We start from the raw sequence: 12,993 nt of genomic DNA on the forward strand, positions 1-12,993 counted from the left end.
CGTTTTTCCGGTGAGTACCTGCTGAACTTGGATAAATAATGAATCAGAAATCAGGGGTTCATGCTTTCCTTCAACAATACATTCCTCCTCATCTTTATAAGCTTTTATAAAAATTTTGCCACAATAAATAGGGTTACGGATAGATTTATAAAACGAACTTCTACTGATAGGACTTCCTCCCATCGAATTCATTTTTTTGCGTATTTGGTCTATGGCATATTTTCCTTTGGAAAGTTCGTTAAAAGCCCATCGCATGTTTGATGCTTCGGGTTCTTTTATAGCCACATATTTTCGGCCATCTTCAGTACATTTATTGATGTACCCGTAAGAAGCGGTCCCCATAACTCGTCCTTCTTTCTGTGCTCTTCTCATTCCATAGAATGTATTTAATGCTCTGCGATCATTTTCTACTTCTGGAGCAGCAAGGTAGATAGCAAGCATCATTTTATTTTCAGGGATACTTGTGTCCAGTGGCTGTTCAATAGCTTGTGGAGAAATATTGTGATTTTGTAGCAGCTTAATCATTTGATAGGCGTCGCCAGCATTTCGACTAAACCGATCCCATTTGGTAAAAAGCAAATAATTGGGTTTTGTACTCCTTTTTTTTATATGATTGACATATTTAATCCATTCTGGCCTTACAAAGTTTTTTGCCGAATGATCTTCAAATATCGTCTGACCAATAATTAAATTGTTTTGTTTGCAGTAACGCTCAAGCCGTTCAAACTGATCCCTCTGAGAATAACCTTTATCCGCCTGTTCGTCGGTAGAAACCCGAATGTATAAATCTGCTATCTTCATGATCTTTCTATTGTTATTCAAAAAAAAATAATTTATGCAATATAAGAATTATTTGGTAATGAACTCTTTTATAATGAGTTCTGCAATTTTGTGCAAAATTTCAGAGATTACTTTTACTTCTTGGTCAGTTAATTTTAGCCCCGAATTTAAAAGTATTTTTTTTGTTTTTTCAAAAGGAAGTTGCTGAATAGTATGATAACTATATAATGATCTTGGTAATGTCTTTATAGCATTACTTTTTCTTATTTTATGATTACGGTTTCTCTTCATAAACCATCTCTATTTAGTCAGTTCCGGTACTATGTGTTTAACTATGAGTTAAATTACCATTAACTGCTTTATCATGGTGAATAGCTGCTCATTTGGAACATAATGTCTTTTGCTGGCTTATTTAATTGAATATTGTTTACAGATATTTCAAAAATACCCGGTAAAAAGGCAGCCAAGTTGTAACGGTCAGCCCTTCTATCTATATCCCTGTCAAAAGACTACGGCATAAACGGTTTCCTCCCTAAAGGTACCCTCCAGTTATTCCGTTTCCTTTTGCCTTTCACTTTGCCCGTAACAATAATCTGCTTTCTTTTTTCCGGTTTTTCTTTTGAAAAATATCAATAGAGTCTTGGGCTCAATAGGAAGAGGGAATTGATTTAATAATTAAGCAGGTACGGGAAAAGAAAGGCTCCGCCGTATCCGGAGCAAAACAAATGAAGTTTAATATTGTCAATGAAATTAAATTAACCTATTCAAGAGAAGGGAATGCCGAAAAACTGATAACAAATTCAGATGATGCGGTTGAAGTATTCAGAGCACATTTTGATAATAGCCAAATTGACTATAGAGAATCATTTTATGCACTCTATTTGAATCATGCACATAACGTTTTAGGAATAAAGAAAATTTCGGAATCTGGAATTTCTGCAACACTGGTGGATATTAGAATTATTATGCAGGCCGCCTTATTGTGTAATGCGTCATCTATTATTGTAGCACATAACCATCCATCGGGAAGTTTAAAACCGTCATCTGAGGATCTGAAAATGACCGGTAAAATCAGGAATGCCTCTGAATTTTTAAATATTCAACTGCTGGATCATTGTATTTTAACATCTACAGAATACTTATCATTTGCCGATGAAGGTTTACTGTGAGAGATTTTGTAAATTATAAATCATAAAAAACGGCAATTAAAGATTGCCGTTTTTTAATTTTCGGCGAAAAGACAGATCTTCCTTTGGTCGAAGGTGTCTTTTCGCGGTAAAATTATATTGTATTATTGGGGAGTTTATTTGATCATTTTTGCTCTGACCAGATCTCTGTTTTTTACTTTAATCCGCTGATGGCAGCCATCGTTTTTTTCAAATTTTTCAATACGGGATTCGAACTGTATTCTTTAACCAGTGTACTATCCATATTTCCATCTTTTAAAGTAACAACTGCCATGCTTCCGCCACAGTTTATTGTTAATTTATTAAGGAAATAATACTTGATTCTTGTAATTCAATTCTTTTCAGAGATAAAAAAATCTCGTAGTATTTCAAAATCCAAACAAACTACTACATTGATACAAACTCAAAATTTGTTTCATTAAAAGTGTAAGGTATAAAGTAATAGAAATAAAGAATTATTATAGTATTATCTGGTCTTAAGCTGCCATGTCTGCTGAATATTTCCTTTACTTCTCAAAGCCTCCAGCTGTTGGGGAGATGCTGAATTCAATAAATTGGGAAGGCTGCTGAATTTTTCAAATTCAGGTTCATATTTATTTGCAATAATAAATCCATTGTCATAAAAGAATTGTTCTGCCTGGTCAAAGGAATCAAAATAATTTTCCATAACATTATTTGATTTAAAGAAGCGTTCCCATTTTTTATCCTTATCACTACCGACGGAACCGGTTTCATGTTTGAGATAAATATCAGCTGTTACCCAGGTCCCTCCATTTTCTTGTAAAACCGAATGTATATTTTTAAGGATTTGAGACTGCTTTTCTCTATCGAAATACATGAGCAGGCCTTCATTAATAATAAGAAGATCCTGATCTTTAGTCAGAATACTGCCGGGATTCAAAACGTCAAATTCCTGAACCTTAAGGTTGCCGGGAACAGAAATATCAAGACGCTTTAACATTTCCATTTTTGCATTCATTACTATCCTTAGATCAGTATCAAAATAGATTTTGTCAGGATTTTTAATGGTGTATTCCAAGCTACGCAGTGAATATCCTGCTGACAATTCAAGTACCGCCGAAGAAATACTCTTTTCAACGAAAAAGTCAAGGGAAAGATAGCGCATTTCAAAATGGAGCACGCTTGCCCAGAACCCAAAATCTGAATTCAGGGGGTTATCAATACTGAAATACTTCGCAATTTCTTTTGCATACGGTATAGTCGTAGTTGCAGCTTTAAAGGTAATAAGCTCTTTTGCTGTGTCAGTTACTTTGTTTAACATATTGTTCTGTTTTTTTTCTGCAAAGTAACAGTACAGATGTAGTTGGTGATAGGAAAAAACAGACCTGTTTATTTTTTAATAAACTCGTTTCCCAGTTTATTGTTTTTTTTCAGAAATACATTCGGTTGTAATGTTAAGACTTTACGGAAGCTCTGCAAAAAATGGGATTCATCATAAAAAAGATCGTACAGTTCATTTTTATTCTCTGGTTTTTTATTTCTTATGTAACGGTTAAATATCTCCTGAAAACGTACTATTGAGGCATATTCCTTGGGGGTAATTCCGGTCTGCAATTTAAAGAGTTTGTTAAGGTGGCGTTGCGAAGTATTAATTCCTGCAAAAAGATCTTTAATTAAAATATTGCCCTTGTGAGCATTTATTTGTTCCGTAATATGGACAACACGGCTATCTGGTTCAAACCTTATCCTTTCTGTAAGCAGTTCAGTAAGTTGAGTTACTGATTCCTGAATGTTTCCTGAAAAATCTGTCAAAACTTCAGAGCCGTCAAGCTTTCTTTTTGAGATGGAAACCACTTTGCTGAGATAATTTGCAAGTTCGCTCCCTGCTATTGAATAATAACCGTATGGCTTGAAATTGATACCGATGGAATGTACGGGAACATTACCTTTGAGCACAATTTTAGTATGGTGCTGTCCAACCAAATGAAGATCAAATGTCGAATGATGATAAGATTGATTTTGAATAACATGTTCATATTCCCCGCTATAATTCCATATGACGATCCAGCGGCCTGACGGAATAATAGAAGCTTGTTCATCAGCTTCCATCTGCTCCGGGCTTTCAAATGACCAGATAGATTCAACATAATTCATTAAAGCTTCTGGTATTGGATAATATTTCATTTTAATTGGCTTAAATTAATTATTGAAGATGTTTCTCATAAATGCAATATCAGCTAAACACATGCAATTTTACAACTTCAAAAAAGAATAAATAATATTATAAATTGATTTAAAATACAAATATGCTACTGGAAAATATCTTTATATTTTATTTGGTTTATATTTTTAACTTTTAACCAGTATTTGTTAGGGATATGGCTTGAATTTTGATATTTGCTTTTACCAATTTACTAAGATTTTTTGTTGAATCACTTTAAATGAAAAGAATATGATCGATGAAAATCTTTTGCTCGAAAATGGAGCTGTTTACAAAGACTATGCTGACAAAGAAATAATCTTTCATTTTGGTAGCATTCCTCAGTATTATTTCCAGATTGTTACAGGAACAGTAGAGGTAAATACTTACCATGAGGATGGTAGGAATTTACTTTTAACATTTTATCAGCCGGACAGAGTGTTGGCACATCGCTTTTGTTAGGTAAACGTCAATATCCTATGAATGCGGTCGCAAAAGGAGATTCCCGGTTATTAATTCTCCCTAAAGACAAATTTCTAAAATTGATCTGTGAGAATCACCAGATCATGCTCAATATACTTAGGCATCTTTCCGATAGGCTGTTTTACAAGTATGTAATGCTGTTTAATAATTCAAATTCAGATCCTTCTACCAAAATCAGATCTTTGCTGGACTATTACAAAGAGTCCTCGGTTTCAAAGGAGCAATATAGTTATATGGTTCCCCTAACAAGGCAACAGATTGCTAATCTCACAGGGCTACGGGTGGAGACTGTAATCCGTTCTATTAAAAAGATGGAACGGGAACATATTCTAAAGCTTATAGGACGAAAAATATTATATTAGAATTTATATTATCGTTATCTTTTGAAGATCATTTATTGAAATGGTTAGCAGCAGTGTTAACAAACAATCATAGAAATACAACAAAACTCTCATTAGGCTGCATAGGACTCCTCTTTTGAAAGAACAGGGTATATATTACAAAAAGCGCACAAAAGTGCGCTCTTTTATTTGTTAGTTTTTACCAGTACTATTTATTTTTTGAGTAGTTGTATGAATCGGAATTTCCATTCTAGAACACCACTTTACGTGGTAGATTCCTGATATGCATTTTCGATGTCTATCGGTAGTTTATTTTAGCTGATACGATATCGGTCTTGTAACCGTATATTGTTCTGTCTCCAATATCTGAAACCATTACAGTAAGGATTTCTTTTCCTGAAGCATTGTATCTAAGTTCTGAGAATTGGCTGCGTGGATCAGGTTGGAGCTTAATTTTATTTTGCTCAGTTGTTTATTTACAAAGCTGGAAAGCTTACCGAATGTTTATTTTAATAACAGATGAATTGAATCTGAGTGTCAATTACCTAAATTATATGTTCAAGGATTAAAGTAGGAAGACGACCCAACGGCATCTTCATAGCCGGTCGATAGAGATAGCCTAAGAATTACTTTGTAATTCATTCTTCTCCTATTTATCGTTGTTGGTACAGTAAATCCCGTGATGATAAAATATATTTTCGCAAAACGGCTTGGTTTTTGTAATTTTTTTAACCTACAAAATATTAATTCTCAAAACATCAGATCATGGCAGACAATAAATCCAAAAGAGGTTCATCTGACCGAAATAAAGTCAGCGGATCGGAAAATTACGAAATCCAATATTTTAAGGAAAAAATGGGAGTGACATCTCAGGCTGTAACAGGAGCGATAAGGGCAACCGGATCGAATGACCGTAAAATACTTGAAAAATATCTCAAGGAAAAACATAGAAAGTAAAGATTCTTTACTCACTGCAATAAATCTTAAAACTATTTTTATGGGCTTATCTGAATACCGCAAAAAGCGTTCTGAAAAAAAGACCCCTGAGCCTTTTGGAGGAGAACCAAATGGAAAAGAGCTGCATTTTGTGATTCAGAAACATGATGCCTCACATCTTCATTATGATTTTCGTCTTGAAATGGATGGGGTATTAAAAAGCTGGGCAGTGCCAAAAGGGCCTTCAATGGATCCTAACATAAAAAGGCTGGCTATGATGGTTGAAGATCATCCTTATGACTACCGGAATTTTGAAGGTATTATCCCCAAGGGGCAATATGGTGGTGGAACTGTGATCGTGTGGGACCAGGGGACCTATATGCCGGCAGATTTGCAAGATGAAGATCATACAAAACAAGAGAAGAATCTTCTTCATCAATTATATTCCGGCAAACTTAAGTTTATACTCAATGGTGAAAAGCTTAAAGGAGAGTTTGCTCTCGTAAAAGCGCATGGAAGGGGGGATAACGGCTGGCTGCTGATGAAGCTTGAAGATCAGTATGCCAGTGAAAAAGAAATTACAGAAAAAGATAAGTCAGTGATTTCCGGTAAGACGATTGAACAGATGGAAAAAGCACCGGATAATATCTATGGAAGAGCAGAGGCTGTAAAGAATAAGAAAAATACAAAAAGAAAAGCTGGCACCGATAAAAAATCTGCGGGATCCGATGAAGAACCTGAAAGTAAGAGTAATATCAAATCTCTTCTTAATAAATTGCCTGAACAAAAATTTTATACCCGGATTGAGCCGATGCTGGCAACATTGGTTGATAAGCCGTTTGATAATGATGAATGGATCTATGAAGTGAAATGGGACGGATACAGAGCGGTAGCTTTTATGAATGATGGTGAGGTTGAATTAAAGTCCCGTAACGATAAAAGTTTTGGCGAAAAATTTTATCCGATCTATGATGAACTTAAAAAATTGAATCTGAATGCAGTGATAGACGGAGAAATTGTTGTCCTGACTCAAAAGGGAACCGCTGATTTTGGACAGCTTCAGAATTGGCGGAGCGAAGCAGATGGAAATCTGGTTTATTATGTGTTTGATATTCTATGGTATGAAGGCAAAGACTTAAAGGATCTTTCCCTTTTGGAAAGAAAATCGGTCTTAAAGAAAGTGCTTCCTGAAAGTAACAGTATCATTGTCAGTGAACATTTTGAAACGTCAGGTACTGATTTTTTAGAAGAAGCGAAAAGGCTTGGCCTTGAAGGTATAATGGCAAAACGTAAGGACAGTGTTTATCATGTACATAACCGATCCCGGGACTGGCTCAAAATTAAAGCTAATAAAAGGCAGGAAGTTGTGATTGGCGGATATACCCTGAACGATGATTCCAATAAGCTCTTCAGCAGTATTCTTGTTGGAGTATATGAAGGCAGTAAATTCATATATACAGGAAAAGTAGGAACAGGATTCAATAGAAAGCTGCAGACGGAAATGATGGAACTCTTTAAACCGCTGATCATTAAAAAAGCACCTTTTGCAGAAGAGCCTGATGTAAATAAACCCTCACGGTTCAGACCAAATCCTCCACATGCAACGGTAACGTGGCTTCGTCCTGAATTAGTGTGTGAAGTAAGCTTTACAGAGATGACGAGTGATGGTGTTATGAGGCATCCTTCTTTTGAGGGAATGAGAGAGGATAAAAATGCGAAAAAAGTTGTTCTGGAAACAGAAGCATCTGTAGAAAAAGTAGTAGAAGATCACTCTGCTAAAATGATAAAAGCAAGAACCGGGACCAGCCGTAAAACACTTCTTAATCCGAAAGATAAAAGCCAGGTGCGGAAAATAAACAGACATGAACTCAAATTTACCAATCTTGATAAATTATTCTGGCCTAAAGAAGGGATCACAAAAAGAGATCTTATTAATTACTATTACCAGGCAGCCCCTTTTATTCTGCCTTATCTTAAAGACCGTCCGCAAAGCATGAACCGTTTTCCCAACGGTATCGAGGATGAAGGATTTTATTTCAAGGATGTTACAAAAACAGCTCCCGATTGGGCAGAAACTTATTTATATCATAGCGATACCGATCATAAAGACCGGCATTATCTTGTAGGAAAAGATGAGGCTACACTACTGTATATGGCTAATCTGGGATGTATTGAAATGAATCCATGGAACAGTACCATTAAAAAACCTGAGCATCCTACTTTTTGTATTATTGATCTTGACCCGGATAAAAATTCATTTGAGCAGGTTATCGAAGCAGCGCAGGTAACAAAAGGTATTCTGGATGATATGGGGGTTCCAAGCTATTGCAAAACAAGCGGATCTACCGGGCTGCATATTTATATTCCTCTTGGAAATAAATACACCTACGAACAGTCAAAAGAATTTGCAAGAGTAATTGTGACTCTTGTACATAAGGAATTACCTGAATTTACAAGTATCGAACGGACCATAAAGGATAGAAAAGGGAAGATGTATCTGGATTTTTTACAGAACAGACCGCATGCTACCATTGCAGCAGCTTATTCTGTCCGTCCGAAACCTGGTGCTACAGTTTCCATGCCACTTTATTGGGATGAAGTTAAAAAGGGCTTGAAGATTTCTGATTTTCATATTTTCAATGCTATAGAAAGAATGCAGAGCGAAGGGGATATTTTTAAACCGGTATTAGGCAAAGGAATTAATCTGAAAAAGATCGGAGATCAGTTTTCGGATGAAATTATGTAAAGAAATAATTTTCAGGATTATAAGAATAAAAATTAAAACTCAATTATTCTTTCCGAGGTAACGGTAACTCCCATTGCTAATAGTTCTGTTCTGTAATTAAGAATTAAAGTTTTTAAGGTATCCAGGAAATGTTCAAGTGATTTTGCATCATTCTTTGTTCCAATTGCTCTTTCTGTATTTTTGATTCCAACGCAATATATCCCCACTTTTCGTCGAAATCTTTTTTAGTGTACCCTCTACGGTTACTCTCAAGTAAGTGCCATAATTTTACCAACTTAATTTAGAGCAATTACAAAAAAAAGCGATAATTATAAAAAATGCAAAAGAGTTGTAATTGATTAAATTATAGCTATTTAACGGATTTTTAAGCGTTTTTGAAAATTTTATCTTTCACACTCAGTGGAGAACGAATGCAAGAGTTTTTAAGTGCAGGTCATAAGAAAATCAATTGCTTATAATAGATGGTAGGACACGATTGTTAACAGTAAAGATCCATCAAGGTTTCTTGTTGTCTTAGAGGATGGGGGCTCCATTGGCAGGACTTATCATTGTAATACGGCACTTTTTACGAAATAATGTTGAAATTGAGTTAAGCTATTGAAGTAGGATCGTTATAATTTCCATTTAAATGAAAGATTAACAACCCTGCCATCTATTGGGGACCATAAGGCATTGAAGGTTGGACTACTTATAGTTCCGCTATACAATGGTTCTTTTTTGCTTTGTCTGTAATCAAAAATGTTTTCACAATTCAGAACAAGTGTGATGTGTTTTCCTAATTCTTTTGACAGCATTGCTGCCATAAATAAATAGGAGGGAGTCATTGTATGGTTTATTCTATACTGGTTTCCGGTAAATGAATCTTCAATACCAAATTTCCAACCACCATCAAAATCTTTTACTATAGTCATTGCTAATCGATGCTTTGGAGTTAATGGGATAAATTGATCGTTATTTAAAAAAGTATATTTAGCTATTGTAAAAGTGTATCCCAAGTACAACTCCCATTCATCAAAAACACCTTTTACATAAGTGTCGAAACCTTTAGAAATAACAGGTTTGTTTTCATTTACAAAAAGAACTTTATTTTCTGGTCCAATATTCCCAATAACAGGATGATAGATATTGGTTAAAAAGAAGGCCTGATTAATGAAAATCTGATTACCATTATCAAACTTCTTTTTGTAATTGAACTCCAGGTTGTAGCCTATTGATTTTTCTGATCGGGTGGTTTTTAAATCAATAGGCATAAGACTTTCCAAAGGGTAATCTGTCATCTGTGGAGCCAGTGCATTTGGTACCTTGTAACCTAAACCAATGCCTCCTCTGACGGCCCAAAGTTTACCAAGATGATAAATTACTGCAATACTCGGTAGGAAGAAACTACCGTAGTGGTTTGTAAAATCATTACGTAATCCTGTTTCAATTGTTGCCTTATCGAATTTCAATGTATTTTGAATAAACATCCCAAAGCTGCTATTCTCAAATTTTGGTATATGAAAAATACCAGCCTCTTTGGGTTGGAATTTATTCCCCTGGAAATCTGTACCAAATACCCATGTCATATTTTTCATAATCTTTACAAAAGTTAACTCGGAAAAATAATTAGTCTGTTCTGCGGTCAGGAAATTGTCATTACTGCTAAAATTTCTATTAAAATGGCTTAAACTGTTTTTAAATTCGATTTTGGAGTGATCATTCAGATTTTGCTGATAAGTCAATTCATAAGTATTCCGCTGTAATTTGTTTTGTTCATAGTATTGGTGAATCATATTACTATTACCTTCGATAACTTGCATATCTCCTCCAAGATTTTTATCAAAACTACCGTTCCATCCCAAAGTAATCGTAACATTGGAAGAGGGGTAAAAAAATAATTTAGGATGAACAACCAGAGATCTTATCTGAGGAACATCTGAAAAGCCATCGTTGTCTACATCCTGTCCGTTCTGATGGGTATATCCCGTAAATAGCGTATACCCAAACCATTTATATTTTTTAGAAGCAAATACATTTATATTTTTTTCATCAAGAGTAGAGTAGTTAACAACACCCGTTAGTTCTTGTTTGTCGGCTGGTTTTCTCGAAATAATATTTACGAGCCCGCCAATAGCACCCCCTCCGTATAAGGTAGAAGCAGAACCTTTAATAAGTTCAACCTGCTGTAAATCTAACGGTGGAATACTTAGTACACCTAATCCACCACTAAAGCCATCAAACAAAGGGATCCCATCCCGCAATATTTGTGTGTATCGGCCATCTAATCCTTGAATTCTCACATTAGAATTTCCTGAAACTGCACTGCTTTGTTGTATCTGCACCCCACTGATATCTCCTAGAATACTGGCAATGCCCGCAGGTTTTATTCCACTTTCTTCTGCCATTTCCTCTTTCCCCAAAACTTCAACTTTCTGTGGAGAATTTTCTGCTTTTTGTGTAGTTCTTGTTGAAGCTACAATAGTGATTTCTTCAATAGAACTTTCATTAATTTTAAGGGTATCTTTTTTCTGTTGGGAAAAAATCATTGCAGAACTTAACACTGCAATTGATAAAGTGAGCTTTTTCATTTGAATAATTCAGAACGCAAATATAGAATTCAACTTAGAATTCTTTTTGAAGAATATATTAAAAATGCCTTTAATGTTGTATTTTCAGATATTTGATCAAATTTAAATCATCAAAAAAACTATCTATTCAGTGGTGGCCAGTTAAGTATGATTTCAAAATTCAAAATTAAGAATCATGTAATTTAATCGGTTTTTGTGTTATTTGTTGATTTTTATCTACATTTGCTATAAACTAAATAACTAAATATCCATGAAAAACATTTTACATTTAAATATTCCCAAAAAAACTTAGCTATTACGGACTAAAGTAGTTAAGTACTCTATTACTTCATCGAAAAATAATCACATGACAATAATATAGCTCCTTTGGACCTTATAATATTGTTGCTAAATCACACCATTTATATGAATAAGAATTCCTGTAGGAGAATTCTCGTGATGGCTATGCTGTCTTGTTCATTCTCCGTGCATTCTCAGTTAGTAGGATCTGATATCCAAATTTGGGAAAAAACAAATTCCAGCTTGCGGGAGGCAACCCGATGTTCGGATGAGAATTTATTAAATTTTCATTGCAGTATCAAAGACAAGCTGCTCAAAAAATATATTAAATACAGCAAAAATAAAAGTCATACATTGAGTTTGGTTCATGCGTCGAAAGAGGATGAGCTTATATGGAATATTGCTGATAAAAAAGTTTCTCTCAGTAATAATTCTTATGTAAAAGGTAAAAACCAAAAGGAACTTAGAAGGCGTCCGAGCATTTTTTCTTTTTTAGGCAGTGCCGATCAAAAAGAGAAGATTGACAGTATGAAAATCAGATTTGAAGATCAGAATCTTTACGAAATGCTTTTCTTCACCAAAAAAGCAAAAGCAATGGATCTTAATAAAATCCATTCATACTTATCAATCAAATATGGAATTTCTTTAGAAAAGGGTAAATACTACAGCAGTGATGCTAAAGTCATTTGGGATCCGGAAAAACATAAAGATTACAGATACCGTCCCACGGGTCTTGGAAGAGATGATGGGAACGAACTTTATCAGAAGCAATCTGCAAATCAGGCAGACTTGTTTCTTACGATTGGTATGAATACTATTGCCAGAACGAACTTTGAAAATTCTGCTACACTTGACAATAATAATTTTGTGATGTGGTCAGATGATAACAAAGCTATGTCTTTAAAAACAGACCGGGATATAGATGTTTTGGAAAGAAACTGGGAAATTGATTTTATTGGAAATAAGGTTCCTAAAACGAATTACAGCGTAAGAATTCTAAAAGACGCAGTCAACCCGAAATCTCTTCCTTTAAACTATTGGATGTTGCTTAAAAAAGATAACGGAAAGGTCCAGCGAATCTCCGGTATTGAAAATGAAAAATATGTCATATTCCCGCAAGTAGATTTTCTTGATGTTTTCGATTCCGTAAGTAAAGCTTATTTTACTTTTGCTGTGGGTCCCAAAGAACAGAAAGGTAAGGAGGCGGATCTGCGATCTGATTCTAAGCTAAGAAATTTATATGGAGAAAAAGATCTCTCACTAGACTTTAATTCCATTAATCTTTATCCTAATCCTGTTAAAAAAGATCAGAATTTTACTATTGTTTTTCCTAAAATGGATAATTTGGTTATTTCAATCTATGACGCGGGAGGAAAATTAATAAAGCTGGAAAAAGTGAGCAATTCTGTGGGATCATACACAAATCGTCTTCCCGTTCAAAGTTCTTATCTGATCAATCTTACTCAAAACGGGAAAATTGTAAAAACCTTTAAACTAATCGTAGACTAAATCT

Annotated in this window: 9 protein-coding genes and 2 pseudogenes; 6 read left to right on the plus strand and 5 right to left on the minus strand. The window is 34.7% G+C overall.

Annotation, left to right across the window (positions count from 1 at the left end; translation table 11 throughout):
* Window positions 1-18: 18 nt before the first annotated feature.
* Together JNG87_RS21780 and JNG87_RS11875 are read right to left on the minus strand one after the other, a co-directional pair.
* Window positions 19-801, minus strand: a pseudogene (locus JNG87_RS21780) (recombinase family protein); the annotation flags it as partial.
* A 48-nt stretch (window positions 802-849) separates the two neighbouring features.
* On the minus strand, window positions 850-1,071 hold the full coding sequence (locus JNG87_RS11875) for a hypothetical protein (protein WP_202838622.1): 222 nt from the start codon (window positions 1,069-1,071) through the stop codon (window positions 850-852).
* Between the two features lie 434 nt (window positions 1,072-1,505).
* Between JNG87_RS11875 and JNG87_RS11880 the strand changes: the two genes are divergently transcribed.
* Window positions 1,506-1,949 carry a RadC family protein gene (locus tag JNG87_RS11880; RefSeq protein WP_202838623.1) on the plus strand — a complete coding sequence of 148 codons (444 nt, stop codon included), beginning with the start codon at window positions 1,506-1,508 and terminating at the stop codon, window positions 1,947-1,949.
* A 484-nt stretch (window positions 1,950-2,433) separates the two neighbouring features.
* Here JNG87_RS11880 and JNG87_RS11885 read toward each other — a convergent pair whose 3' ends face one another.
* Both JNG87_RS11885 and JNG87_RS11890 read right to left on the minus strand, forming a co-directional pair.
* Window positions 2,434-3,249, minus strand: a complete 816-nt coding sequence (locus JNG87_RS11885) for a hypothetical protein (RefSeq protein WP_202838624.1) — start codon at window positions 3,247-3,249, stop codon at window positions 2,434-2,436.
* 68 nt (window positions 3,250-3,317) lie between these two features.
* Complete coding sequence (locus JNG87_RS11890) at window positions 3,318-4,112, minus strand: helix-turn-helix domain-containing protein (RefSeq protein WP_278352199.1); 795 nt, start codon at window positions 4,110-4,112, stop codon at window positions 3,318-3,320.
* A gap of 268 nt (window positions 4,113-4,380) precedes the next feature.
* On the opposite strand from JNG87_RS11890, the pseudogene JNG87_RS21680 reads away from it, so the two are divergent.
* The 4 genes and pseudogenes from JNG87_RS21680 to ligD form a co-directional block, all read left to right on the plus strand.
* Window positions 4,381-4,616: pseudogene (locus JNG87_RS21680) on the plus strand (cyclic nucleotide-binding domain-containing protein); the annotation flags it as partial.
* Between the two features lie 228 nt (window positions 4,617-4,844).
* Window positions 4,845-4,973: a helix-turn-helix domain-containing protein gene (locus tag JNG87_RS21685; RefSeq protein WP_238349718.1), complete on the plus strand. Its 129-nt coding sequence runs from the start codon at window positions 4,845-4,847 to the stop codon at window positions 4,971-4,973.
* 744 nt (window positions 4,974-5,717) lie between these two features.
* The gene (locus tag JNG87_RS11900; protein WP_202838626.1) at window positions 5,718-5,909 is read left to right on the plus strand and encodes a DUF3606 domain-containing protein; all 192 of its coding nucleotides are present in this window, start codon (window positions 5,718-5,720) and stop codon (window positions 5,907-5,909) included.
* A 40-nt stretch (window positions 5,910-5,949) separates the two neighbouring features.
* Complete coding sequence (gene ligD, locus JNG87_RS11905; RefSeq protein ID WP_202838627.1) at window positions 5,950-8,634, plus strand: DNA ligase D; 2,685 nt, start codon at window positions 5,950-5,952, stop codon at window positions 8,632-8,634.
* 611 nt (window positions 8,635-9,245) lie between these two features.
* Here ligD and JNG87_RS11910 read toward each other — a convergent pair.
* On the minus strand, window positions 9,246-11,201 hold the full coding sequence (locus JNG87_RS11910) for a TonB-dependent receptor plug domain-containing protein (RefSeq protein ID WP_202838628.1): 1,956 nt from the start codon (window positions 11,199-11,201) through the stop codon (window positions 9,246-9,248).
* A 633-nt stretch (window positions 11,202-11,834) separates the two neighbouring features.
* Between JNG87_RS11910 and JNG87_RS11915 the strand changes: the two genes are divergently transcribed.
* Window positions 11,835-12,989, plus strand: coding sequence for a T9SS type A sorting domain-containing protein (locus JNG87_RS11915; RefSeq protein WP_202838629.1), 1,155 nt, complete (start codon window positions 11,835-11,837; stop codon window positions 12,987-12,989).
* Window positions 12,990-12,993: the final 4 nt, after the last annotated feature.

Source organism: Chryseobacterium cucumeris (assembly GCF_016775705.1).
Taxonomy (GTDB): domain Bacteria; phylum Bacteroidota; class Bacteroidia; order Flavobacteriales; family Weeksellaceae; genus Chryseobacterium; species Chryseobacterium cupriresistens.